23 protein-coding genes and 2 pseudogenes are annotated in these 23,754 nt (G+C 62.1%); 17 read left to right on the top strand and 8 right to left on the bottom strand.

Annotation, left to right across the window (positions count from 1 at the left end):
• Positions 1-4: 4 nt before the first annotated feature.
• Both DJ74_RS09275 and DJ74_RS09270 read right to left on the bottom strand, forming a co-directional pair.
• Entirely contained in the window at positions 5-340 is a 336-nt protein-coding gene (locus tag DJ74_RS09275; protein WP_094527066.1) for a helix-turn-helix domain-containing protein, read from the bottom strand.
• A complete protein-coding gene (locus DJ74_RS09270) occupies positions 341-676 on the bottom strand; it encodes a winged helix-turn-helix domain-containing protein (protein ID WP_254922156.1) in 336 nt (111 codons plus the stop codon).
• A 219-nt stretch (positions 677-895) separates the two neighbouring features.
• Between DJ74_RS09270 and DJ74_RS18695 the strand changes: the two genes are divergently transcribed.
• The 7 genes and pseudogenes from DJ74_RS18695 to DJ74_RS19885 form a co-directional block, all read left to right on the top strand.
• Positions 896-1,090, top strand: coding sequence for a hypothetical protein (locus tag DJ74_RS18695; RefSeq protein ID WP_141212688.1), 195 nt, complete (start codon positions 896-898; stop codon positions 1,088-1,090).
• Positions 1,083-1,406 carry a helix-turn-helix transcriptional regulator gene (locus tag DJ74_RS09265; protein WP_094527065.1) on the top strand — a complete coding sequence of 108 codons (324 nt, stop codon included), beginning with the start codon at positions 1,083-1,085 and terminating at the stop codon, positions 1,404-1,406. Before DJ74_RS18695 ends, DJ74_RS09265 begins: the two co-directional genes overlap by 8 nt.
• Positions 1,407-1,628: 222 nt before the next feature.
• Positions 1,629-2,135, top strand: a complete 507-nt coding sequence (locus DJ74_RS09260) for a hypothetical protein (protein WP_094527064.1) — start codon at positions 1,629-1,631, stop codon at positions 2,133-2,135.
• Positions 2,135-2,479, top strand: coding sequence for a hypothetical protein (locus DJ74_RS09255; RefSeq protein ID WP_094557499.1), 345 nt, complete (start codon positions 2,135-2,137; stop codon positions 2,477-2,479). Before DJ74_RS09260 ends, DJ74_RS09255 begins: the two co-directional genes overlap by 1 nt.
• A 134-nt stretch (positions 2,480-2,613) precedes the next feature.
• Positions 2,614-5,493 (top strand): plasmid replication protein RepH, encoded by a 2,880-nt coding sequence (locus DJ74_RS09250; protein ID WP_176451333.1) that lies wholly within the window; start codon positions 2,614-2,616, stop codon positions 5,491-5,493.
• A 44-nt stretch (positions 5,494-5,537) separates the two neighbouring features.
• Positions 5,538-6,032, top strand: a complete 495-nt coding sequence (locus DJ74_RS18690; protein ID WP_141212561.1) for a hypothetical protein — start codon at positions 5,538-5,540, stop codon at positions 6,030-6,032.
• Between the two features lie 156 nt (positions 6,033-6,188).
• Positions 6,189-6,409, top strand: a pseudogene (locus DJ74_RS19885) (hypothetical protein); the annotation flags it as partial.
• Between the two features lie 398 nt (positions 6,410-6,807).
• Here the strand turns inward: DJ74_RS19885 and DJ74_RS09245 are convergent.
• Together DJ74_RS09245 and DJ74_RS09240 are read right to left on the bottom strand one after the other, a co-directional pair.
• Complete coding sequence (locus tag DJ74_RS09245; RefSeq protein ID WP_094527062.1) at positions 6,808-7,446, bottom strand: bifunctional 4-hydroxy-2-oxoglutarate aldolase/2-dehydro-3-deoxy-phosphogluconate aldolase; 639 nt, start codon at positions 7,444-7,446, stop codon at positions 6,808-6,810.
• Between the two features lie 59 nt (positions 7,447-7,505).
• Positions 7,506-8,252, bottom strand: a complete 747-nt coding sequence (locus tag DJ74_RS09240; RefSeq protein WP_094527061.1) for an IclR family transcriptional regulator — start codon at positions 8,250-8,252, stop codon at positions 7,506-7,508.
• A 324-nt stretch (positions 8,253-8,576) separates the two neighbouring features.
• Here DJ74_RS09240 and DJ74_RS09235 point away from each other — a divergent pair, with 324 nt between their 5' ends.
• From DJ74_RS09235 to DJ74_RS09210, 6 genes are read left to right on the top strand one after another with little or no spacing between them, the layout of a single operon-like run.
• Positions 8,577-9,929, top strand: coding sequence for an ABC transporter substrate-binding protein (locus DJ74_RS09235; protein ID WP_094527060.1), 1,353 nt, complete (start codon positions 8,577-8,579; stop codon positions 9,927-9,929).
• A gap of 19 nt (positions 9,930-9,948) precedes the next feature.
• On the top strand, positions 9,949-11,019 hold the full coding sequence (locus DJ74_RS09230; protein ID WP_094527059.1) for a carbohydrate ABC transporter permease: 1,071 nt from the start codon (positions 9,949-9,951) through the stop codon (positions 11,017-11,019).
• Positions 11,019-11,855, top strand: coding sequence for a carbohydrate ABC transporter permease (locus DJ74_RS09225; RefSeq protein ID WP_094527058.1), 837 nt, complete (start codon positions 11,019-11,021; stop codon positions 11,853-11,855). The genes DJ74_RS09230 and DJ74_RS09225 overlap by 1 nt, the downstream gene beginning before the upstream one ends.
• A gap of 3 nt (positions 11,856-11,858) precedes the next feature.
• The gene (locus tag DJ74_RS09220; protein WP_094527057.1) at positions 11,859-12,980 is read left to right on the top strand and encodes an ABC transporter ATP-binding protein; all 1,122 of its coding nucleotides are present in this window, start codon (positions 11,859-11,861) and stop codon (positions 12,978-12,980) included.
• Positions 12,981-12,990: 10 nt separating this feature from the next.
• On the top strand, positions 12,991-14,139 hold the full coding sequence (gene dgoD, locus DJ74_RS09215) for a galactonate dehydratase (protein ID WP_094527056.1): 1,149 nt from the start codon (positions 12,991-12,993) through the stop codon (positions 14,137-14,139).
• Positions 14,140-14,179: 40 nt separating this feature from the next.
• The gene (locus DJ74_RS09210; RefSeq protein ID WP_094527055.1) at positions 14,180-15,034 is read left to right on the top strand and encodes an SDR family NAD(P)-dependent oxidoreductase; all 855 of its coding nucleotides are present in this window, start codon (positions 14,180-14,182) and stop codon (positions 15,032-15,034) included.
• Positions 15,035-15,076: 42 nt separating this feature from the next.
• Here DJ74_RS09210 and bga read toward each other — a convergent pair whose 3' ends face one another.
• Positions 15,077-17,176, bottom strand: coding sequence for a beta-galactosidase Bga (gene bga / locus DJ74_RS09205; protein WP_094527054.1), 2,100 nt, complete (start codon positions 17,174-17,176; stop codon positions 15,077-15,079).
• 92 nt (positions 17,177-17,268) lie between these two features.
• Here bga and DJ74_RS09200 point away from each other — a divergent pair, with 92 nt between their 5' ends.
• On the top strand, positions 17,269-19,287 hold the full coding sequence (locus DJ74_RS09200) for a glycoside hydrolase family 36 protein (protein ID WP_094527053.1): 2,019 nt from the start codon (positions 17,269-17,271) through the stop codon (positions 19,285-19,287).
• Between the two features lie 469 nt (positions 19,288-19,756).
• Here the strand turns inward: DJ74_RS09200 and DJ74_RS09195 are convergent, their stop codons facing one another.
• Positions 19,757-20,023 (bottom strand): hypothetical protein, encoded by a 267-nt coding sequence (locus DJ74_RS09195; protein ID WP_094527052.1) that lies wholly within the window; start codon positions 20,021-20,023, stop codon positions 19,757-19,759.
• A gap of 537 nt (positions 20,024-20,560) precedes the next feature.
• Between DJ74_RS09195 and DJ74_RS09190 the strand changes: the two genes are divergently transcribed.
• Positions 20,561-20,812 (top strand): AbrB/MazE/SpoVT family DNA-binding domain-containing protein, encoded by a 252-nt coding sequence (locus tag DJ74_RS09190; RefSeq protein WP_094527051.1) that lies wholly within the window; start codon positions 20,561-20,563, stop codon positions 20,810-20,812.
• Positions 20,813-21,247 (top strand): PIN domain-containing protein, encoded by a 435-nt coding sequence (locus DJ74_RS09185; protein WP_094524337.1) that lies wholly within the window; start codon positions 20,813-20,815, stop codon positions 21,245-21,247. It abuts the gene before it with no gap.
• A gap of 37 nt (positions 21,248-21,284) precedes the next feature.
• Here the strand turns inward: DJ74_RS09185 and DJ74_RS09180 are convergent.
• Positions 21,285-21,543, bottom strand: a pseudogene (locus DJ74_RS09180) (transcriptional regulator TrmB); the annotation flags it as partial.
• Between the two features lie 520 nt (positions 21,544-22,063).
• On the opposite strand from DJ74_RS09180, the gene DJ74_RS09175 reads away from it, so the two are divergent.
• Complete coding sequence (locus DJ74_RS09175; RefSeq protein ID WP_094527050.1) at positions 22,064-22,555, top strand: hypothetical protein; 492 nt, start codon at positions 22,064-22,066, stop codon at positions 22,553-22,555.
• Positions 22,556-22,773: 218 nt separating this feature from the next.
• Here the strand turns inward: DJ74_RS09175 and DJ74_RS18685 are convergent, their stop codons facing one another.
• Entirely contained in the window at positions 22,774-23,484 is a 711-nt protein-coding gene (locus DJ74_RS18685; protein ID WP_141212562.1) for a hypothetical protein, read from the bottom strand.
• Positions 23,485-23,754 lie beyond the last annotated feature (270 nt).

The following is a 23,754-nucleotide window of genomic DNA, read 5'->3' as shown; positions in this document are numbered from 1 at the left end:
ATCCTCAGAACCCCGCCCACCAACCCGGCCGAGTAGCATGCGGCGGCCGAGGACCCGGCTCGGGAACGTCGAGTCCGGGGTTGACTTCCTCACTCAGGTACAGCTGGCCCCATGTCGTGATCGACCAGTAGGTCTCGAAGCGGCCGTCGACGATTTTGCGTTCGTAGCGATCGACGAGTCCGGCGTCGAGCAACACCTTACAGCGCTCGGTGACGCGACCGGGGCTAACGGTGCCGGTGAGGTCGAAGCCAATCTCCCAAGAGGTCACGTCGTCATCGGAAGCCAGTTGCTCTAGAATTCGCTCGTCAAACTGGACAATCCACGGGGCGTACGACCGCATTCAGCTTGCGCCCCCATTGGACTCTCCTGAAACGTCACCGGTGTCGGTGGCATTGACATCGCTGGCGTCGTCGTCGATGTAGCGCCAGTTTTCAGTGTCGAGTCGGCCTTCGAGATACGACTCACCATCATCAGTGATGACGTATGTTGCATCGCTAATTTCCCGCAAAAGGCCTTCTTCTTTTAATTTCTTACATCGACGTCCGATATAGGCTCGACTGAAATTGATTGGGCCACCTTTCATCATTTCAGTGGGAGACGCAGCTTCGTTCTCGTGTAGGTACTCCAAGATCCGATCGTCAAGTAGAGTCATCCAGTCGCCAGAGTGCCGCAACATGCGTTTCATATGTACCGGAGGGGCTGTAATAGGTCCGAATAGTTCCATATAGAATATATCATTCTGTCTAGTTACATCCGAACTTATAAGTTACAAGCGATAAAGGAAGCAACCACGGAGCCCGAGTGATGAATCCTCGGCTAGTGAGAAAATGTAGGATCCCGGTCGCGGTGCTGGCACACCCGACCGGGTCGGGTTCTGTGCTGAAACCACAGAACCATGCCAACGAAGGCAACTGCGGGGCTTAAGCCCTGCGCGACGGCTGACGAACTGAGCGGACGAAACGGCGGCTGCTGTCTCTGCGAAGCGCCGGCTGACGGCTACGACGCGGCGTTCGGCGGCGCGCTTTGCAAGGAGTGCGCGTCCGCGTTCGGCGACCTCCGCAGCGACGTGCACGGGGTGCGCGGTGAGTAGCGTCGACACCGGTGAGAGCGGGACCGCCACAGGCGACACCCTAGCCGGTCTCACCGCCTTCCAGCGCGACCTCCTGTGGGCGCTCTCCCACGACGACGCCCGCAAGGGACTCTCGCTGAAGGCGGATCTCGCCGATTACTACGGCGATGAACTCAACCACAGCCGCCTCTACCAGAACCTCGACGAGCTCGTCGAGTGCGACCTCGTCGCCAAGCGGGCGCGCGACAAGCGCACCAACGAGTACCGCCTCACCGAGCCGGCCCGACGCGCCCTGGAAGCGCGCCGCGCGTGGCAGGCGAGAGGTGAGACGGCGTGAGCCGCACGCGACCGTCGTCTATCCGATTCGACGCCCGCGAGACCCTCACGGGTGACCTCGACGACGTGACCGTCCGACAAGCGGTGGAGGGCCACGCGTGATGAAGAAACTCTGGCGATGCCGCCAGTGCGACCGGCTCGTCAACCGGTTCGTCAACGGCTGGGTCTGCCCGCGCTGTGGCTGGTGCTGCGGCCACTCACTCGCCCGCGTGAATCGGGGACCATGAGTCGGGACAGCGAGCAGCACGCCACCGCGCCCGCAGCGAGGTCCGCCGCGGGCGACATCATCACGGATCTCGATCAGCTCTCGCTCGCAGCCACGTCGAGGACGTGCCAACACTGCGGTCGGTCGTTCATCGAAGGCGACGACGTCGTCGCGTACGTCCACAAGCCGGCCGAACAGCGGATCTACGAGGTCGGCCACTGTGTGTGCGCACACGCCGAACATCGCCAGCAAGCGGTGTTCACCCTCGGTGTCCACGAACTGATGGTCACCGGGCGCATCGGTGTCGCCTCTGACGCGGCGACCCAATCGACGTGGCCGATTCTCATCGACCCGGTCCCCGTGGGCGTGAGCGCGCCAGCGACGACGACGATCCGCTGGCTGCCGCCCGAGACACCACTCGCCGAGCAGGTCGTGCCGACGGCGACCCAGCGGCAACAGCGCCGGACAGCCCGGACACAGGTGACCGTCGGTGGCCATCAACCAACGGTGGAGGGTGACGACTGATGTCGCCGCCACACTTCGTCGACGACCGTCGGAACACGACGACCGGCCGCCATCGTCCACACCCACCCACGCCGAAGCAAGCAGTAGACGTGGACACCGTGCGCGCGACGATCGCGCACCTTCGTCGTGCCCTCACTGCGAGCGACGCTCACAATCCGGGCGCTGTCAACGCGGCCCTGTTGCAGGCCACGATGGCGATCGAGGAGACTTGCCACCCCAAGATTGCGGCCGCACTCCGGACTGCCCGCGGTGTCGATCCAGACTCGCGAACGCTACGGCAGTACATCCGGCAGCTACTCCGGCGGCTCATCGCGGTGGTCAACTGTTGGGAGCCATCCGAGTGATGCCAGCCAACGATCACTCCCGAGTGCCGCGTCCACAATCCACCGGACAGGGCCGCGAGCGTGGCGTCCGTCTCGTGCGTCCACCCGCTAGCGATGAGGCGGCTGGTATCCGCTGTGTGGCGGTCTCGCCGCGGATGACCGAGTGGGTGCCAGATGTCCTCGAACAGCTTCGCGAGGGAAGCATCGAGACGGTACGCGCACAGACAAATCACACCGACGCGTGGCGTGCGAGCTCATCGATACTCGATGCGACGCTCCCGGCGTGGAACTCCCTCAACGACACGTGGGACGACGCGACCGCGGAGGCGGTCGCATACACGCAGGCGATCACCGAGCTCGCCGTAACCGACACTAATTCGACCGCCGAGTCGACGTATCACGAGCGGCGTCACGAATCGTTAGTCGAAACGGTCGAAGCAATCGGGACGGGACGCGGCGCCGTCAACGCCGGACTCGGGGCGCTCGCGAAGGGGCCGGTCGCGCTCCATCGCGAGTTCGATCCCACCCCACGAGCGATTACGTTGGTCCTCGATGGGCCAGCATGGACCGAACTGACTGACCGTCGGACCGGAGTCCGTGCACTCGCGGCGATCGCCGTCCTCGCAGACGGATTCGACATCCGGGTTGTCGCCTCGCCGGCACTCCAGCACGAACTCACCCACCGGTACCCGCGGTGGACCGAGGTCCATCTCGGTCTTACTGACAGCCGGGACCGGTCCCCCCAACAGGGACACCGCGGTTCCGATGAACCAGCTGCACCCACCGACATCACACAATTGGCGTGGATCGCTCTCGACGGACTCGCGTCCGCACCCGGGAAACGGCAGTTACTCGCCGCGTTACCCACCGAGAGTGGTCTGACGTACGCCGAGCTCGAAGCCGATCCCGAACTCGCGATCGAGCGCGGGACGATCGGTCGGTACGTCATCGACTTGGAGTCGCGAGGGTTAGTTGCGATCGACCGGCGTCGAGAGCACAACACGGTTCGGCTCACCGACCTCGGGGAGACGGCCGTCAGTAAGTGTCTCACGCCGGATTGTGAGCTCCACCACCCGGACCAGACCCAGTTGGCACACAGTCTTACCGCGACCACTCACGATTCACCAAGTACAGTGTCGCCCCCGCGAGGGGCATTGGGGACCGAACCGACCACGGTCGAATCGTGGCTTGCGGCGACCGGCGACGGCGACGAGGGCTACGTCCAGCGGATCGACACCCACGACGCGGCGTCGATCCACCAAAGGTTCACCGTCCCGGCGAAGACTGGAGCGGTTACGCTCGTTGATGACCCGGTTGAACCGTTTGACGACGGTCGAGTGAGCTACTTCAGTCACCTCGACGGCGAGTGTCTCGCCATCGTCCAGTGGGGCGGTCCACTCGCCACACTGGGACGTCTCGCGGGTGTCTTACTCAGCGACACGGCCCTGTCGGAGGTCCTCACACCAACGCGACTCGGTGAGACGTTCGCGAACATCCACGGTGGGTCCGGCGGACACACCGGTTCACCCGGCCGGACTCTGCGTCGCGGCCAGCAAGTCGGCTGGTTCAGCGAACACGAGGAGGTGTACGAGAACTGGCGTGACCGGATCGAGAGCGTCCGCGAGACGCATCTCACTCGCCTCAGTGCGCTCACCGATAGCTCCGACAGTGCGGCCCGTGGTGAGTTATTCGAGGACCTCCACGGACTCATCGCGACGGCGACCCAGCTGTATCACGCTGCTGGCGTCGATCTGACCCTAACGGTCCGGCTGCCGGACACCGAGACGCTCGCCCAAAGCGAAACGAAGCGAGACGATCTTTGTGACTTCATTCGGTATACGGTGCCGAAACAGTCGGTGTACGGCATTCACTCAGGCTATCGGATGTTGTTCGAAGAGCGTCCGGCGAAGCTCAAGCGACGGTTGCCGTACGACATCGAGACAGGCGCTTCGATGGAGCTAACAGCGTCGTGGGTGCTCGCCGGACCGACGGCGACAACGCTCCAGACAGCCATTTCCGAGGCGCTTGCCGCGGAACTCGACACCCTCCGCGAGGCGATCGCCACCGGCAACGAACGGGCACCGACGCTAACCGTGCCCGTTCGCGACGGGACGACATACGCGTCGCTCCGCCGGATCGTCGACGAACTCGCCGTGGAGTACGACACCGGGTGGACGCCGCGTGTTCGACGCGAGCTCACGCGGTTCTGCCTCCGATCGTTCGGCCGCGAGGTGCCACACCGAGCGAGTCCGTACGACGCGGTCACCTGTTTGGTGCGAGCACTCGATGACCCACGCCAACAGGAGTGGGAGCCAGCAGTGATCAGGGCGGCGACAACGCTGCCGAGCAGTCGCTTCCGCCCTGACCTCGCACCGACGGCGACGAAGCTGTACGCGACGCTACTCAACGCGTCTGAGCCACGTGGTCGGCAGGAACTCATCGAGCGCGCCGACATCTCGGCCAGTAGCTACGACCGCCGTATTGGGACTGTCAGCGATCTCCCTCGTGTTCGGCCGACAACGGTGGGCGGACACCGGAAGTGGTACGCCGTCACACAGACGGAGGCGGCTAGTGCGGGCCAGAGGCCGGAGCGCTCACGCCACCCTCTACGGGCTCGCCCGACCACCGCGCGTGTCACTTCAACTGCTGGAGACAGCCGCGGCGATCCAAACAGGGCGGTGAGGGGAGATGTCCAACTGACAAGACAGTTCAGAAGCGGTCCTACTCGATCAGCCGAGATCCGGACGGCGACGGCAGGGCAGCCAACGCTGCATCGGTTCCGAGCCTCAGGCAGGCCACAAAAGAGGCCGCCGGCTACCTTGTGGAGGTATCGATTCCAGGTAGATTCTCCAGCAACGGAACAGGCGGGAGTGGACTCGCGACACAGCAAGCAGTCTACCAGATGCATCGCTCGCACACCGATTGCCGCGAAGACAACTCACGACACACAATGGCCCGATCGACTACGGACGAATTCGACTGGGAGAATAGAGATTATCACCAAGACGCCCTTGTGGACGGATTCCCCCGTCTGAATATTGTGAATTACGAGTATGAGACAGGGTATCGGAAACACCTCGTGAAACTGCTTGAGAAGTACGACTGGGACGTTTCGACAGAAGTGTGGGATGACAATCGAAATGGCCGGGTTGATATCTTCGCAGAGCACCCGTCTGTCGGATGTATTGGGATCGAGGTCAAACGGACGCCTAAACGACAGGGCGGGCCAATTTCTGAGGGGATCGCACAGCTACTGAACTATCGCTCCTACACCTACGAGGAGTTCGACGTCGACTATTGGGTACTCGCTCCTGGCTTTGATGTCTCAACTGGACCTGGGGGAATGCCGTCAGAAAGAAAAAAACAGGTTCAGATCCAGTTACAGATGATACTTGTCGAACTTAAGATGGGAATGCTCGTCCGGTGGAAAAGATCGATTCTGTTCGGAAAGAGCCCTACACCGAGAATTAATCCACGGCATCCGGAATACTTCGACGAAGCAGATCGGCGAGCGCTTAACGAGACTATTAACGGCCGGAGCTGGGATGCAGGTGAGTACGAAGCAGGAGAGTAGATTCCCACTCACCGAGGTCGATTCCGAAGTATTCCAAGATCATGGCTGCTACAGAGGCCGTAACAAGCGAAAGAACTGTTTCCACAGCAGTTTGCCCGACCATCGACCACGAACCATCAAAGAAGAGCGCAATGATGGTCCAGCCCACGAGCCCAAACGACAGTCCTCGAACAAGCCGAGTACGTTGTTGAGCAACACGACCAAGTCGCCCGAACGACTGACAACCAAGCCCACGAGGACCTCCGATACGCCGTCCACGGGGTGCTCGAAGGCGAAGCGGAACACCCCCAGCGGGCTGGACGCAGACTGACGGCGTGACCGTTGGCTACGGGAGCGGCGAGGCGATGTACGACAGCTGGGGCTATGTAAAAGACTGGGGGAGACCTTCCCGTTACGGAGAATCAAGGAGAAAGCCTCGCGCTTCAACGCGGGGATGAATCCGACAGTTCTCTACAGTAACCAGGACTCTCAGAGGCATACACCGAAGTGCTAGAGGCAGGGTTGGATGAATTGGAGAGTTGAATATCCAGCAACAACGTAGTTCGCACATGCTACTGTAGTTGTCGGATTCACCCCACGGCTAAACCCGTGGGCTTTCTCCTTGCCTATCTGTAGGGTCGTGTAGTTAACGGTGGGATCTGTGATGAACGCTATTGCCGAGTGGTTCGATAGAGGTAGTTTAAGTGATGACAATACTTGCGGTGGGTCACCCTTTCTTACCCAACAGATAGTCCGTGACAGCGTCGAATAAGTAGGCTGTGGTGACCAAATCCGGTCAATCCCGAGTTGCCGAGACAGCCTCGACGACCGATTGGGCGTTTGCCGCAACCCGGCCGTACGAATCGTCGGCAATTGCATTGTGGTCAACGATTGAACTACCGACACCGACCGCGACTGCACCGGCCTGGATGTAGGCGCCCGCGTTCTCCGCACCGACGCCGCCGGTCGGGACGAGGGGGATCTGCGAGAGGGGGCCGCCGATCGCTGCGACGTGATCTGGTCCCCCAGTCTTTGCGGGAAATACCTTCACCGCGTCGGCGCCGCCTTGGTAGGCTTCAAGCACCTCAGTCGGCGTGTAAGCGCCCACCACGATCGGCGTTCCGTAGCTGTTCGCCGTTCGGATGACGTCACGGTTCACCGTCGGCGTCACGAGGAACTCCGCGCCTGCGAGCTGTGCCGCACGCGCTGTCTCCGCGTCGAGCACGGTGCCCGCGCCGACCAGCACGTCCTCGACCCGATCCGATATCAGCTCGATCGATGCCATCGCGTTTGGCGAGTCTACCGTGACCTCAAGCGCCGTCACGCCGCCGTCGACAACGGCATCCGCGACCGCCCCGGCGTCGTCTGTGTCTACGTCCCGGAGGATTGCAATTACTCCGCTGTCCGTGATTCGGTCTAGTCGGTCAGTTTGCATGGTGAGGCCCTCCCTCGGAGGAGTATTAAATCAAACCGTGTCGAGGATGATCGTGCGCGTCACAATAGTTCGAGTTCGATTGTTTTCGCGGCACTGGAAACGAGCCCGGCCGTGTCTTCCTCGAGCCGTTTCCCCTGCATCTCGTCAGACGGCCCGGAGACGGTGACTGCGCCCACAGGATCGCCGTTGACGACGATAGGAGAGGCGACGCACTGCCAGTTCGCGTCGAGCTCGCCGCGATCGAACGCGATTTTTCGGTCCCTGATCGACCGGAGTTCGGAGCGAAGCGTCGCCGGGTCCGTCACGGTCCGGTCAGTCTTTCTATCGAGCCCATAGCGGTTGACGTACTCGTCAACTGCGTCCGCTGACCGGAACGCGAGAATTGCCTTGCCCGCCGCGGCCCCGTGGAGTCGGACGCTCCCCCCTACTGCGATTGGATGGTCGTCATTACCGATCCGGTGTAAGTAAATGGCGTCCGCTTCTTCCGGAACCACGAGGTTCGCGACCGCGTTTGTGTTCTGCGCCAGTTTTCGTATCTCGCTTTGTGCCGCCTGATAGACGGTATTCCGTTCTCTCGTCCCGAACCCGATCCGCAGGAACCGATGGGTGAGCTCGTAGGTCCCCTCGATGTTCTTCACGTAGCCGAGCGTACAGAGCGTCGAGAGGTGGTTGTGAACCGCGCTTTTCGAGACATCCATCGAATCGGCTAATTCGGTGACTCCGGCGCCGTTACGCTCGTATAGTTCCTCGACGATCTGCAGGGACGTTGCCGTCGCCTGAACGGAGATGGTGTCCGGGTCTCCCATCGTTTCTGAGAGTGGTATGGGAGACAGCGGTATAACACTTGTTTAGTATAGGAGAACACAGTCGTGGATCAGAACATAATATTGGGTATAAAATTTATAAATTAAATATATTATACCCGCAATACTAGGCGGACGCGGCATAAATTTGAAAAAACGTATATAACTGGGCTCTGTTCAGCTTATGAAAACACAAATAATGCGGTTCTGAGCTGTTTTTAGGACAAATGTCCAGTAATTTTATATAGCTGTAGCATGAGGAACGGATAGTCAGGTACGATCATGACTAACAAACCAAACTACGCACAATACGGGCGACGTCGACTCATGAAAGGCGCGGGAATCGCGGGGCTCGCGGGACTCGCAGGGTGCATCGGAACCGGCGATCCCGAAAGTGGAGGGGATGGCAGCGACGGTAGCGACGGCAGCGATGGTAGCGACAGCAGCGATGGTAGTGACGGTAGCGACGAGAGCGACAGCGGCAACGGCATGGCGTCGGAGATCAACGTGTGGGGGTGGGACGTCGCCGCGCGAGCGCTGATGATAACTTCCGAGGAGTACGAGTCCGAGAACGACGCAACGGTTGCCGTCGAGGAGTTCGGTCGGTCCGCGATGAAAGACCGGCTTCAGACGAACCTGCTTTCGGGCTCCGGCGCGCCGGCGGTCTCCATGCTGGAGTCGGTCGACGGTCCCTCGCTCATCGACACGGGCTCCGTCGCACCCCTCTCCGACGAGATTGAGGAAGCGGGTGTCAAAGACGACTTCATCTCCGGGAAGTGGGAGGCGCTCACCGTTGACGGCGACATCTACGCGCTCCCGTGGGACACCGGCCCGACGGCGGTGTACTACCGGCGGTCGGTGTACGACGAACACGATATCGACCCGGACGGCATCGAGACGTGGGCGGACTTCATCGAGGAGGGTCAGAAGCTGCCCGACGAGCAGTACATGCTCAACCTCCCCGAAGGGGACCTCTCCGGCGTCTGGCGGTACCAGTTCCGTCAGCTCTCCGGCGAACCCTTCCTCGAGAGCGGCGAGGTGAACATCCACAACGAGAAGTCGCTCCGCGTGGCTCGCAACATCAAGGAGATTTACGACGCCGACATCGCGGCTAACATTGAGGGGTGGACGTCCGCTTGGTTCAGCGCCTACGGCGACGCGACGATCGCGTCGCTCCCCTCGGCGGCGTGGATGGAGGGGACGCTGCGCGCCGAGCTCCCCGACACCGCGGGCGACTGGGGCGTGTTCAAGATCCCCGCGCTGGAGTCGGGCGGCCCGCGAGCGTCCAACTGGGGCGGCTCCAACCTCATGATAGCCGACCAGGTGTCCGACGACAAGAAGGCTCGCGGCTGGGACTACTTGCAGTTCTCGCTGGCGACCGAGGAGATGCAGCTGGCGATGTACGACGAGTACGGGCTCTTCCCGGCGCTTGAAACCACCTACGAGGACCCGGTCTTCGAGGAGGAGCTCGACTTCTACGACGGACAGCCCGCGCGGGCGCTCTTCGCCGAGGTCGCACAGGAGGCTCCCGGTTACCGGTTCACCGAAGACACCCCCGAGGTGTCGCAGGCCATCGAAACGGAGCTCCAGCGTATGATTAACGGGGAACAGTCGGCCGAAGAGGCCGTGCAGGCGGCCGCGGAGACGGTCGCCGAGAACACCGATCGGGACCTCGCGTAATCCGGGAGGAGTCGATCGCATGGCCACTTCTGACGAAACAGACGATCGCGTCGGGCAGGCATATCGCCGCCGTCTTCGCGGTGCAGTCGGGAGAGCGACGCGACGGTCGAGGCGAGCGGCGCGACCGCTCTGGGACCGGTTCCGCTTCGCCAGACAGGACCTGACGGCGGCGACGCCGACGCTGCCGCGAGTCGCGTACATATTCATCGCGCCGTTCTTCCTGTTGTTCAGTGCGTTCCTGGCGTTCCCGGTGTTTTACACGCTGTACCTCTCGTTTTTCGAGTACCGAGGAGTCGGACAGGGGTCGCTGTTCTGGATCGACCTCGGCCCGTTGTACCTCGAGATCCCGCAGATCGCACAGCTGGAGTTCATCGGGCTCGGGAACTATGCCCGCCTGCTCAGCAACGAGCTGTTCTGGCAGTCGATGTTCAACACGTCGTACATCTTGGTGATACAAGTCCCGCTGATGATCGGGCTAGCGCTCGCCCTCGCGCTCGCGCTGAACGCGTCGTTTCTGCGGCTTAAAGGAGTGTTCCGCACAGCGATCGCGTTACCCGTCTCGGCGAACCTCGTGGCGTACTCAACGGTGTTCCTGCTGCTTTTCAACGAACAGCTGGGATTCCTCAACTACGCCCTCGCCGGCGTCGGACTCGGCCCCGTCCCGTGGCTGACCGACGCGTTCTGGGCGCGGAACACGATCATCGCGGCGGTGACGTGGCGGTGGACCGGATACAACATGATCATCCTGCTGGCCGGGCTTCAGACGATCCCGCAGCAGCTGTACGAGGCCGCCGAGATCGACGGTGCGAACCGGTGGGAGAAGTTCCGATACGTCACGCTCCCGCAACTCAAACCGGTGTTCCTGTTCGTCATCGTCCTCTCAACGATCGGGACGTTCAAGCTGTTCGCCGAGCCGTACGTGATCACCGGCGGCGGTCCGACCAACTCGACTATCACTATCGTGCAATACATTTACCGACAGGCGTTCGTTAACTTCAACCTGGGCTACGCGAGCGCGCTCACGGTCGTGTTCGTCGTGATCGTCAGCGTGTTCTCTGTCGTCCAGATCAAGATCGGGGGTGAGGACTGATGCGCGAACAGCGCCGGAAGGACGCGGTCTGGCAGTTCCTCACGTACGCCTTCGTCGTCACAATGGTCGTGGTGATGATGGTCCCTCTGTACTGGATGCTGGTGGCGGCGACGCTCCCGCAGGAGCAGTTCCTGCAGTTTCCGCCGCGGCTGGTACCCGGGACGGCGTTCCTCGACAACTTCGCGGCCCTGCAGGAGCGGCTCGACTTCGTCCGGACGATCCGGAACAGCGTCCTCATCGCGGTGATCTACACGCTGCTCTCGCTGGTGTTGTGCTCGATGGCCGGCTTCGCGTTCGCAAAGTACGAGTTCAAGTTCAAGGAGCCGATCTTCTACGCGATCTTAGCGACGCTCGTGTTGCCGATCCAGCTCCTCGTCATCCCGCTGTTCCTGCTGATGGCACAGCTGGACTGGACGAACACGTTCCGAGCGATAATCCTCCCGTGGGCGGCGAACCCCATCGGAATCTTCCTCATGCGGCAGAACATGAAATCGATCCCGGACGCGTTGCTGGAGTCCGCCCGGATGGACGGGGCGACGGAGATCCAGATATTCTACCGGATCGCGCTCCCGACGATGCGGTCGTCGCTGGCCGCGCTGGCGATCATCCTGTTCCTGTTCCAATGGGACTTGTTCTTGTATCCACTCGTGATCCTCGAGAGCGCGGACATGTACACGATCCCGATCGGGTTGGCACAGCTGACCGGCTTCCAGCGTATCTACTACGATCAGATCATGGTGGCGGCGACGCTCGCTATCGTCCCGATGGTCGTGTTGTTCTTACTGCTGCAGAAACAGTTCGTTAGCGGCATCCTCGCGGGGTCGCTCAAGGAGTAACCAATGTCAGGAATCAACATCTCTGAGCTCGATAAAGTGTACGACTCCGGAACTGAGAACGTGGTCGCGGTGAAGGACCTCTCCGTCGAGATCGACCACGGCGAGTTCCTCGTCTTGGTCGGGCCGTCCGGCTGCGGGAAGTCGACGACGCTCCGCTGTCTCGCGGGCCTTGAGGACGTGACGGACGGCTCGATACGGTTCGGCGACGTAGACGTCACGGACCGCCGGGCCAGCGAACGTGACGTGGCCATGGTGTTCCAGAATTACGCGCTGTACCCGCACATGACCGTCCGGGGCAACATCGGCTTCGGGCTGAAGCTCTCGACGAAGCTGACCGGTGACGAGATCGAACAGAAGGTCGAGAACGTCGCCGAGATGCTCGGTATCAGCGAACTGCTCAACGAGAAGCCGAAGTCGCTCTCCGGTGGGCAACAGCAGCGCGTGGCACTCGGACGGGCGATCGTTCGGGAGCCATCTGTGTTCCTGATGGACGAGCCGCTCAGTAACCTCGACGCGAAGCTCCGGTCGGACATGCGGACCGAACTGCAGGAGCTCCAAGCCGATCTCGACGTCACGACGGTGTACGTCACGCACGACCAGACGGAGGCGATGGCCATGGGCGACCGGATCGCCGTGATGGACGGCGGCGTGCTCCAACAGGTCGGCGCGCCTGAGGACGTGTACCGCTCGCCCGTGAATCAGTTCGTCGCGGACTTCATCGGCTCGCCGAGTATCAACCTCTTTATTGCCGACGTCGACGGCGCGACCCTTCGGGGCCCCGGCGGGTTCACGTACGAGCTCGCCAACCCCGAACCGGTCGCGGGGCACGACCGCGTCAGCGTCGGCGTCCGACCTGAGGACATCACCGTCGTCGAGGCGGGGCAGAACACCGCCGACGTGACGGTCGTCGAGCCGATGGGGAACGAGAACTTCCTCTACATGGAGATGGCCGGCCACGAACTCACCGCCCGCGTCGCACCGGCGGTCCGGCCGACGGAGGGCACGCACGTCCCGTTCGACTTCAAGGAAGCGGCGCTCTACCTGTTCAACGCCGAGACCGGCGACGCGCTTAAGACCAAGACGGACACCGTCGACTCAGCAGTCGTCGGGACAACTGAAGACTGACTAACCTACCATGTACATCACCGACTACGAGCTGTTCGAAGTACCGCCCCGCTGGTTATTCCTGAAGCTGACGACGAGCGATGGCACCGTCGGCTGGGGAGAGCCGATCGTGGAGGGGCGGTCTCACACGGTCGTCGCCGCGGTCGAGGAGCTGCTCGACAACTACCTACTCGGCGAGGATCCGACACGGATCGAAGATCACTGGCAGGCGATGTACCGTGGCGGATTCTATCGCGGCGGCCCCGTGCTGATGAGCGCGATCGCCGGCGTCGACCAGGCGTTATGGGACCTCAAAGGGAAACAGTTCGGCGCGCCCGTCCACGAGCTGCTCGGCGGTCGCGCACGGAACCGGATCCGCGTGTATCAGTGGATCGGCGGGGACCGACCGGCTGATGTCGGTGACGCCGCTCAAGAGAAGGTCGATGCAGGATTCACGGCGCTAAAAATGAACGCGACCGCGGAGCTACGGCCTATCGATACCCCAGCCACCGTGGACGACGCGGTCGACCGGATCGCGGCTGTTCGGGAGTCGGTCGGCGACGAGGTCGACATCGGAGTCGATTTCCACGGGCGTGTGTCGAAACCGATGGTTCGGCGGCTTGCGGCCGCGCTTGAGCCGTACGACCCGATGTTTATTGAGGAACCGGTGTTACCTGAGCACAACGATGCGCTCTCGGGTATCCGGCAGTCGACGACGATCCCGATCGCAACCGGCGAGCGAATGTACTCGCGGTGGGATTTTAAAGAGGTGTTCGAGACGGACGCCGTGGACCTGATCCAGCCGGATGTCTCGCACGCGGGCGGGATCACGGAAATGAAGAAGATCGCGTCCATGGCCGAGGCGTACGACGTGTCGATCGCGCCCCACTGTCCGCTCGGACCGATCGCACTCGCGTCTTGCATTCAGGTTGACGCGTGCACGCCGAATGCGCTGATCCAAGAGCAGTCGCTCGACATTCATTATAATGAAACGAGCGACGTGTTGGACTATCTCGCCGATCCGACGGTGTTCGAGTACCGCGACGGCTTCGTCGACATCCCCGAGGGAGACGGCCTCGGGATCGAGATCGACGAGGAGTACGTCCGCGAACAGCGCGGCGACGTCGATTGGCACAACCCCGTTTGGCGGCACGACGACGGCTCCGTCGCGGAGTGGTGAGCCGGATGAGAACTCGAACGCGCCGACACGGAGGCGAACTATGACACGCCGACACGAGTCCCCGACCGAGCACGCGGTGTCCGGCCGGTTCGCCGGCGAGACCGCGATCGTCACCGGGTCGACGCGCGGGATCGGCGCCGGAATCGCGGAACGGCTCGCCGACGAGGGGGCGAACGTCGTCGTCAGCGGTCGCACCGTCGAGGCCGGCGAGGCCGTCGTCGACCGGATCGCGGATCGGACCGCGGACGAGTCGACCGACGGCTCGCGGACCGGCGACGCGACCTTCGTCCGCGCTGACATGCGCGACCCGGACGACGTGGCGGCGCTGGCGGAGGCGGCCGCCGAGCGGTACGGGTCCGTCGACGTGCTCGTGAACAACGCTGGCGTGCAGACGGAGACGGCCGCCGACGAGGCGACGCTCGACGACTGGGAGTTCGTCGTGGAGACGGACTTCCGAGCGTACTGGCTCGCCGCACGAGCAGCCCTCGCGCACATGGACCGCGGGGCAATCGTGAACGTCTCGTCGAACCACGCGTACGCGACGATGCCCGCTCACTTCCCGTACAACGCGGTGAAGGCGGGCATCAACGGCATGACGCGGTCGCTGGCCGTGGACTTCGGTCCACGCGTCCGGGTGAACACGGTCGTTCCCGGCTGGGTGGAGATCGAGCGAACCCGCGAGGAGCTCCCGGAGGGGCGGTTCGAGGAGGTCGAGTCGATCCATCCGACCGGTCGGATCGGCACACCGGCCGATGTCGCCGGGGCCGTCTCGTTCCTCGCGAGCGAGGACGCCGCGTTCATTACGGGGGCCGCCCTGCTCGTGGACGGCGGACGCGGCGCAGTGATGCAGGACGACACGCTCCCGAACTACCGGACACGGGAACGGTCGAAATAACCGACGGCCACAACCACTAGGGCTTCTGACGGACGTGCTCAACTACGGCTTAGCGACCTGTAGTCCATCGACACGGTCTCCCTCGATGACGGCGACTCCGTACGGTCCCACAAAGCTGCCGTCTGCTGATGAGTCGCCGTCGAGTGCCACGTCGACGTTGTCCCGGTTGGTGTCGTCCACTACGAGCGAGTCTGGATCGATTCCCGGCAACTGAAGCCGATCGCTCGTGAAGTTCGTCACCCACGTATAGCCGCCGCGGGACCCGACTCGGACGCCGTCTGGAAGCTGATCGGCGCGTCGGACATCCGCGCGTTCGAGCAAGTCTGACGCGAGCGTATCTGCCAAGTCAGCCCCGGGCCAGACCCCGCAGTAGGTGACCTGGCCGTCACCGACCACATTGGTGACGACTGCCGGCCGACCGTTCGCCGGACCATCGACGTCGTACACATACATGGGTTCAGCAGCGTTGGGAACGAGCCATTCGGCCCAGGTCCGAAACTGAACGGCCTGAATCACGTCTTCATCGACACCGCTGTCAGTGGGGCTGTCGACTCGCTGGACCGCGGTTTGGAGGCGTCGCGGCAGCGACTCGTGCTGGTCGATGTCCGCACCGACGAGATCAGCTAGCGGGCCGGGTTGGGGTGCCGGCCGGAGCTTGTTTTCCGCGTCCTTCACGCCGGTTCGGGGCCCGAAGAGGAGCTCCCCACCGTCGGCGACGTAGTCGCTCAGCTTGTCGGCGAGACCTTCGGTAACGAGGTGGAGTGCGGGCGCGACGACGGCCGCGTACCCGGAGAGGTCAGCACTCGGTGGGATCACGTCGACCTGTACGCCGTAACTGCGCACGGCGCCGTAGAAGGCCTCTTGGAGCGCCCAGTAATCGAAATCCGGCGCGTGCGGCTGAGTGTCAAGCGCCCAGAGCGAGTCGTAGTCGAAGATAGTCGCTACCGGAGCGTCCACGTGAGAAACACCGTCGAGTGCGGTGAACTCCTCGGCCGTTCGCATAGCGTCACCGTACCCACGGTCAGGCGAGCCGTCCGCCTTCCGGAGTCCGGCATGGTACTGTTCTTGGCCTTCGAGACAACGCCGCCACCTGAAGTAGAGGACAGCACCGGCCCCGTGGGCGGTGGCGTGGTGAGCCCACAGCCGCATCGCGCCCTCACCCGGCTGCGGACAGTGTGGTGGCCAGTTCACATCGCCCGGCTGCTGTTCCATCACCCAGAACGGCCGGTCTAGCGCGCTCCGGTAGAGGTCGTGGTCCATCCCGACTTGGTCAGGGTCGCCGGCCCGCAACTGGTCCGGTGACGCCTCCGCGTCGTAGCGGTCCTGGACGAACCCCGTCGGGTACGAATCCCACGCGACTCGGTCGAGATCAGCACTCACGTCATACGCGTTCAGCGTCGGGAATCGTCCCATGAAGTTGTGGGTGACGAACCAGTCGGGGTCGGCCTCGCGTATCAAGTCGGCATGGACGCGATTGTACTCGACGACCGAATCGCTGGCGAAGCGTGCGTACGCCAGCAAACGCGAGGGGTGATGTTCGGCAGGGGTCGGGCCCGGCGGATCGACCTCCTCGAAGGCTCCGTACTGTTGGCTCCAGAACGTGTTCCCCCACGCCTCATTGAGCCGGTCGATGTCACCGTACCGGTCCGCGAGCCACGTCCGGAACGCGTCGGCGCAGTCGTCGCAGTAACACCGGACAGTCCTATGACAGCCGAACTCGTTGTCCGTCTGCCAGCCAGCGACGTGCGGCGAGTCGGCGTATCGCTCGGTGATTTGCTTGACGATCCGGGTCGTCTCCTCGTGGTACGCGTCGGAGTTGAAACAGTAGTGTCGGCGGCTGCCGTGTTCGCGGACGGTCCCGTCGGCATCTTCTTGTCGGATCGACGGTCGCTCGTCGACCAGCCACTTCGGTGGCGTCGCCGTCGGCGTGCACAACACCGCCTGCATCCCGTGGTCGCCGATGAGTTCGACAGCTTCGTCGAGCCACTCGAAGTTGAACGTGCCACGCTCGGGCTCGAGGGTTCCCCACGAGAACTCCGCCATTCGCACGTACTCGAGGCCGGCGTCTGCCATTGCAGCGATGTCGCGTTCCCACTCCTCGCTCGGCCAGTGTTCGGGAAAGTAACAAACTCCGATACGCATAGCGCATCCACTCAACCGCGCCACCTAAGCGTTCGGATAGGTGGGTATGAGAAGACGGTGTGATATTTATATGGGCGAAAGGACCGTGTGGTATGAAGAAACGCAGGGCGGACGCCACCGCAGTCACGTACGACCCGACCAGCCACGAGGTCACGATCGCGGATGACGCCGGGAATTTACTCGTCGGGGCCCTTGACGCGGCCGCAGTCGATGGCGATAATGAGCGAATGCAGGTCGCGGACGTGTCACTCTCGACCGAAGCAGGCGGCGTCGAAGCGATTTGCACCGTCGAGAACGCTAGCAACGAGCCGGTCCGGGCGGGCGACATTACTTTTAGGTTCGAGACCGCATTCAGCGCGGACGCGCGCGTCTACCGGCACGGATACCAGTCGTGGTCGTCGACGGGTACGCTCCCGGTTGGGGAGCGCTTCCCCACGGAGAGCCCAGACAACGCCCCGATGATGAACGACCTCGCAGCGTCGACTGACGACCGGACCAGCAGTTACCTGACCGGACTCGTCGAGGACGACCGATACGTCACGGCGGGGTTTCTCGAGCACGATCGCTACTGTACCCGGTTTGAGATCGACGACGACGACAGTGGCGTCGCAACACTCCGCGCGGTGTGCCCGCTCGAAGGGACACGCCTAGCGCCCGGCGAACAGTTGGCCCTCCCGCCGCTGTGGGTCGACGCTGATCGTGAGCTTCGGGAAGGGCTCGCTGCGTTGGCTGACTGCGTCGGCGAGCGGATGAACGCTCGCGTGCCTGAAACTTCACCGACCGGCTGGTGCTCGTGGTATCACTATTTTACCGACGTCACCGAAGCGGACGTACGAGAGAACCTCGCCGAACTCCGCGAGTGGGGGATCCCAGTCGACGTCGTCCAAATCGACGACGGGTACATGGAGGCGTTCGGCGACTGGCGATCGATCGCCGACGGGTTCGAGGATATGAGCGACGTTGCGGACGACATCTCAACCACCGGGTACCGACCGGGGCTGTGGCTCGCGCCCTTTTACGTGGAGGCCGGTGCCGACTTGCACGCCGACCACCCGGAGTGGTTCATTACGGAGCCGACCGACGCGGCTGCTGATGGGCCGGGAACACCCGTCGACGGCGGCTTCCGCGCCGGGTCGTCGCTGTACGGGCTTGACACGACGCACCCGGAAGTTGTCGACTGGCTTCGAGAGACCGTGTCGACGGTCGTCGACGACTGGGGGTTCACGTATCTGAAGCTTGATTTCCTCTTCGCAGCGGCGCTACCCGGTGAGCGATACGACGCTGAGGCGACCCGGATGGAGGCGTACCGTCGAGGGATCGAGACGATCGCCGAGGTGGCCGGTGACGACGTATTTCTCCTCGGGTCCGGCGCGCCGATGGCCCCAAGCGTCGGACTCTTCGACGCAATGCGGATCGGCCCGGACACCGATCCGACCTGGGAAACACCAGGGGAATCGGGGAGCCAACCGGCATTAAAAAACGCCGTCCGCAATACGCTCACGCGGAACTACTTGCACCGGCGCTGGTGGCTCAACGACCCCGACTGCCAGCTCGTTCGGGACACGAGCGACCTCACCGGAGCCGAGCGCGAGGCGTTCGCAGCGCTCGTCGCCACGACTGGTGGTGTAAACGTGTTCTCGGACCGGCTCGCGGAGATCGCTCCGGCCAGTCGACGGCTACTAGAACGGTCTATCCCGCCCGCGAGCGACGCCGAGGTCGCGGGGCTCGACGCAGAGCGGTTCCCGTCACGTGTCATCTGCGACCGACCGGGCGACGAGACCACGACTGTCGCACTGTTTAATTGGTCAGACGAACCGTCGACGGTCCGATTCGACGCATACGAACACTTAGAGAGAGGCTCGGGAGCCGACCCAATCGTGTGGGACGGCCTGTCGGGCACGCTCGTTGACGGCCCGGTCATCGAGCGGAAACTACCGCCGCACGGCGCGGCGGTGTTTGCCGCCGTCCCCGCCGACACCGGCGACTTACTCGGCGACGCCGCAACACTCACGGGCGGATCAGATCGCACAACAACGGCGACGCTTCGAGACGGAACGCTCGAAGCAGCCGTCGACGGAGAGAGCGTCACGTTCGTGCTCAACCGAGAATGACTGGTTCACGGCCGCCGTTCGTGAACTCCGGCAAGAGGTCCTCGACGTTCCCCACGCCTACGTGAACTGCTAGCAAGCGCAGCTCGCGGCTCCCGAAATCTGTTCCGTGGCGGGCCTCTAGACGACGGGCCGCCACGTCGACCTGTTTGCTGACCGGAAAGAGGCGTGCCCGCCGAGTAAGGCTGGCCTTCGCTCGAAGAGTGCCTCGACAGCTACAACCTCCCGGTCCCGAGACCGTATCCTGGCCGTCCAGAAATGATCGGAGTTCCCACAGGGCATCATAGAGCCCCTCCTCTGACGGTGGTAACGGATCGGGTCTATCCGCTCATCCGTAGCGGTCGCCGGCGGCGTCATCGACGAACAGCGTCGGGTGATTCTCTTCGTGAACCTCGTGAGCGATGCCGTCGGGTGTGAGCGTCCATCGGGCGAGGTGACCGTCTCCGAGAGACTCCGGCGTGCGCGTCACGGGTTATGTGTCGGTGAGTGAGTCGACTCGTAACTCGGGTTCGGCGATCCGGCGTTCCTGTTCAAGCGCGATCGCCATCCACACCGGCGCCAGCAGGTCGGAGTGGTTGAGGTGACCGGCGGCGTCGGCGCGATCGCGAGCGTACATGAACAGGTGGTCGAACCGGAATTGATCCTCGCCCCGGAGCGCTCGTCGCGCTCGTCGGAACGCGCTCCACTCGTTTTCGACCGCTCCCAACCGATCTCGGTACGTCGGATTGGTCCGTCCCATTACGGAGAATCAAGGAGAAAGCCTCGCGTTTCAGCGCGGGGATGAATCCGACAGTTCTCTACAGTAACCAGGAGCTTCTGGTCGGGTGTTTTAACTGAGTGATTGTCATACTGCTAGGTAGCCGAGGCGGTCTACCCGCCCACCTAATCGGACAATATCGGGATTGCCCGAATCCACACAGAAAGCACCCTTTCTGTTGTGGATTTCGGGATGCAGTAAGAAGTACCTCTGAATCCCAAGTCGGGATAGGAGTAACGGCTGATTGACACAGCCAGTAGCCGTCACCGGGACAGCTACAAACCGTAAACACCCCAACCCAGCGGTACGGTGCCGTGGGAACCTTCGCCCTTCAGGGCGGAGAGGATGTCAACGAAAGTGTGTACCCGCTTCCGGGTGCCTTTTCCGGCCGACGACCAGACGGCCGGCTCCCAACAACTCCAAGATAGCTCACCATCCTCTTCGTCGGAACCGCTCTCCTGTTACTGAGTAGTGTGACGGCACACTATGCTTTTCACGGTCAGTCACATACCGGGAAGTATGAGCAGCGACAGAATTGACGCCGAAAGCAAGGTGTCTGGAAACCAAGCGAATATTCCCGCCCGGATTCGGCGGGAACTCGGTATCGACGATGGTGATCAACTCCGTTGGCATCTCGAAGACGACGGGAGCATTCGGGTCCACGTTGTCCGACAGCAAACAGGCACGTTCGCCGACTTTGACGGCTACGATGGTGAGGAGCCGACCGATGTGACGAGCGATCACGACGCCTGGGGCCTCGACGTCGAGTAAATGCCGCGAGCACTCATCGATACGACAGTCCTCTTTGCCGCCGCATACCGGCAGGATGGATCCCACGATGCCGCGCTTCCCGTGCTCCAAGGAATCGACAATGGAACGCTCCCTGAGGCAGTCGTCCTCGACTACGTACTCGCTGAAACGCTCAACGGCCTCACGACCCACGCCGGCCACGACGCAGCCGTGGATCTCCTCGATCGCATCGAAGAAAACGCCCGTTTCCACATCGACTCACTCACCACTGACGCCCTCGCGACGGGGAAGGCTCTCTTCCGCCAACACGAACCGCTTTCCTTCGTCGATGCCTGCATTGTCGCGTATATGCAAACCGAGGGGCTCGGCTACCTGTATGCGTTTGACGACGATTTTGACGCTGTCGAGGATGTTTACCGACTCGATACAGCGACGAATCCCTACGACCCAAACTGACGCTGGCAGACGGCACGGCTGGTAACGATGTTCGATCTCAGGGTAGTTGCCCCTCGTAGTCAGCCGCCAGCTCCCGGAACTCGTCCCCACTCCGGGAGCCGAAAGTCGTCGACCTCGCCGTGCGTCTCGAGGTAGCGGAGCGAGGCGTCGATTTCGTCTTCGAGGCCATACGTCGCCGCCTACTCCCGGAGATTTTCCTCGTCAACGTCGACGTGGCTGAGCAGGAGGAGACAGTACGAGCGGTGGCGGCTACCGTCATTGATTAACAGCGTGTGACAGCAGAGCTCTGCCGGGGACTTCTACGGATTCAACAGATCAGACCACTCCGAGGCTGTCCGCGATCGCTATGGCCATGCACCACAGTAGAAGAGATCACCTCAATTATCGAAGCGACACCTTAACCAACAACAAATTCAAGCCATCGCTTTGTTGGTTAAATTGCTAGCGACGAACAGATCGAGCTCACCGCCGAGGAGGTCGCGGAGATTGCCCGGCGAACCGAGAGATCGGGGCTGGAAACGAGGGGATCGCCCTCCAAGCGGCGCTCGGCCGTATCTCAAAGGGGGCGCGTGAGTTCACCTACGAGGACATTCGCAACGAGATCATCATCCCACCGGGCGGGGTCGGCGCGTTCGCGGCTGATAGCGAGGAGCCAGTCGAGGACGAGTCGGTCAACGAGGAGGCAACCGAGAAAGAAGCACTCGGGGAGGCACGTACAGAGGAGCCAGCCGAGGAACCGCCCGAGAAGACGGCCACACAGACAGACGCCACAGAAGCGAGCCACAGGCCGGGGACGTGGCCACAGATAGCAGTCGTGTGACCCCCAAACAGATAGCCACAGACGGTCGGATCGACCTCTCCGTGGGGGCGATCGAAGCCTTCGCTGACGGCGACTACCACCCGACCGATCAAGAGGAAGTAGACCTACAGGCCGTGGTTCGTAGCCTCTCCGATGGTGGCCGGCGCGAGATACAGACCGTCGACGATGCGAGAAACGCGATCAGGCACTCACCCGAGAACGAGAAACCAGAGCCGAAAGATGAGGCGCCCGTCACCAGCGCGAGTAGCGACCAGAGTGCCAGCGCGGAGAACGGCGAGCCCGCAGCGACCGGTTACGAGCAGGTAGACGACGACCTTGAGGACTCTTGGTCAGGGATCGTCGACGCCGAAGTCGAGTCTGGAAACCACCCCGACGACGTCGAGTCTGACAACGAGATCGACTCCGTGTTCATGGACCGGTACGGGAGTGAGAGTGCCGGGGAGTCCTACCAGCAAAGCGGAGATGAACAGCGCAAAAGCTCAGACTGAGTCAGTCGGGAAGTCCCCGTAGACCGCAGGGGTCTACTCTCAATCACCGTCGGGAAACGTTGCTTCAAGCGGGCTTGGAGGAGGCCTTTTCGGAGACATAATTTCGGCCATAAATCAAAGTAAACAGTAAGCGAGATACGGCGGTAGATCCACGGTGAGATCGACAACAATTCCGACGAGCCATCAAGCCGATGTACGCAGTCTACTCAGGGGAGAACCTACGCGTGTTCCTCGCTCTCTACAGGTGGGTCAAGTTGCTCGGAGTCGGCCTCATCGATCGACTCGGTGAGATGGTTGTACGCTGAAACACGGAGCTCTCTGAGCGCCTGTTCGTCATCAATATCTGCGGCCGCCACCGCATCCATGTCGATCCCAAGTACCTCGGTCAACACGAAATTCTGTTGTGGGAACGCCCGGGCGATCGCTTCGAGCTTGGCCCCCAGATTACCCCCGATCGCGCCCGTCCGATTTTGCTTAATCGTCTCCATATCCTCAGACAAATTTTCAACCGTTTCGCGTAGTTCAGAAACCTCCGTCCGAAGTTCCTCGATCTCCGCCGACGAAGCCGCACCCGAACCGCCCTCACGACCGTCGCCCGACGAGCGCGATTCCTTGATCTCAGCGACTACCCGATGGCCTTTGTCAGTCAGTTCTACCGACCGTGGACCAAACCCTTTGCCCTCTACTCGGGGACCATGTGAGCGGATCAAATTCAGACCATCATCGGCAAGCCCACGACTGTCGTCACCCTCCCGAGCGCGGTAGTCGATCTGATTTTTCGAGAGGCCCGACACCTGTTTGAGCACCGTGACGTTCGCGACTGTCTCCCCCGGATCAGTATTATCATATTCCGTAGGGTTTTCTTCAATTTGTTTGACAGTCGACAGAAACTCTACGTCGTCCTCTTTCAGACCGTAGTCAGTAATCACACTCATATCGAGTTGGGGACTCGTTGTGAACCACAATTCGCCCCACCCGCTTAACTGTTTAGGGGGGTGAATTATGCCACCTGAATCAGGGTCTAAAGTTCACGGTGTGTGAAAATCATGCCCTGAATAAGCCCCTAATCTGCAACCCCCCGTGAAGAAAATCCGGAATTAGCCCCCCTGATTAGCCCCCTGAATTTCAGGGGGTGTAATTCCACCACCATATTAGAGGGGTGAACGTACCCCACCCTGAGAGATTAGGCCCTAATTATC

Source organism: Halorubrum sp. Ea8, assembly GCF_002252925.1.
Taxonomy (GTDB): Archaea; Halobacteriota; Halobacteria; order Halobacteriales; family Haloferacaceae; genus Halorubrum.
Note: the sequence above shows the minus strand (reverse complement) of the source record. Positions and strands in the feature narration are given on the sequence as shown.

Excerpts from the sequence above, each read along its gene's own strand:
- DJ74_RS09275 (WP_094527066.1), bottom strand. The coding sequence starts at position 340 with ATGCGGTCGTACGCCCCGTGGATTGTCCAGTTTGACGAGCGAATTCTA.
- DJ74_RS09270 (WP_254922156.1), bottom strand. The coding sequence starts at position 676 with ATGTTGCGGCACTCTGGCGACTGGATGACTCTACTTGACGATCGGATC.
- DJ74_RS18695 (WP_141212688.1), top strand. The coding sequence starts at position 896 with ATGCCAACGAAGGCAACTGCGGGGCTTAAGCCCTGCGCGACGGCTGAC.
- DJ74_RS09260 (WP_094527064.1), top strand. The coding sequence starts at position 1,629 with ATGAGTCGGGACAGCGAGCAGCACGCCACCGCGCCCGCAGCGAGGTCC.
- DJ74_RS09255 (WP_094557499.1), top strand. The coding sequence starts at position 2,135 with ATGTCGCCGCCACACTTCGTCGACGACCGTCGGAACACGACGACCGGC.
- DJ74_RS09250 (WP_176451333.1), top strand. The coding sequence starts at position 2,614 with ATGACCGAGTGGGTGCCAGATGTCCTCGAACAGCTTCGCGAGGGAAGC.
- DJ74_RS09245 (WP_094527062.1), bottom strand. The coding sequence starts at position 7,446 with ATGCAAACTGACCGACTAGACCGAATCACGGACAGCGGAGTAATTGCA.
- DJ74_RS09240 (WP_094527061.1), bottom strand. The coding sequence starts at position 8,252 with ATGGGAGACCCGGACACCATCTCCGTTCAGGCGACGGCAACGTCCCTG.
- DJ74_RS09235 (WP_094527060.1), top strand. The coding sequence starts at position 8,577 with ATGAAAGGCGCGGGAATCGCGGGGCTCGCGGGACTCGCAGGGTGCATC.
- DJ74_RS09230 (WP_094527059.1), top strand. The coding sequence starts at position 9,949 with ATGGCCACTTCTGACGAAACAGACGATCGCGTCGGGCAGGCATATCGC.
- DJ74_RS09225 (WP_094527058.1), top strand. The coding sequence starts at position 11,019 with ATGCGCGAACAGCGCCGGAAGGACGCGGTCTGGCAGTTCCTCACGTAC.
- DJ74_RS09220 (WP_094527057.1), top strand. The coding sequence starts at position 11,859 with ATGTCAGGAATCAACATCTCTGAGCTCGATAAAGTGTACGACTCCGGA.
- dgoD (WP_094527056.1), top strand. The coding sequence starts at position 12,991 with ATGTACATCACCGACTACGAGCTGTTCGAAGTACCGCCCCGCTGGTTA.
- DJ74_RS09210 (WP_094527055.1), top strand. The coding sequence starts at position 14,180 with ATGACACGCCGACACGAGTCCCCGACCGAGCACGCGGTGTCCGGCCGG.
- bga (WP_094527054.1), bottom strand. The coding sequence starts at position 17,176 with ATGCGTATCGGAGTTTGTTACTTTCCCGAACACTGGCCGAGCGAGGAG.
- DJ74_RS09200 (WP_094527053.1), top strand. The coding sequence starts at position 17,269 with ATGAAGAAACGCAGGGCGGACGCCACCGCAGTCACGTACGACCCGACC.
- DJ74_RS09195 (WP_094527052.1), bottom strand. The coding sequence starts at position 20,023 with ATGGGACGGACCAATCCGACGTACCGAGATCGGTTGGGAGCGGTCGAA.
- DJ74_RS09190 (WP_094527051.1), top strand. The coding sequence starts at position 20,561 with ATGAGCAGCGACAGAATTGACGCCGAAAGCAAGGTGTCTGGAAACCAA.
- DJ74_RS09185 (WP_094524337.1), top strand. The coding sequence starts at position 20,813 with ATGCCGCGAGCACTCATCGATACGACAGTCCTCTTTGCCGCCGCATAC.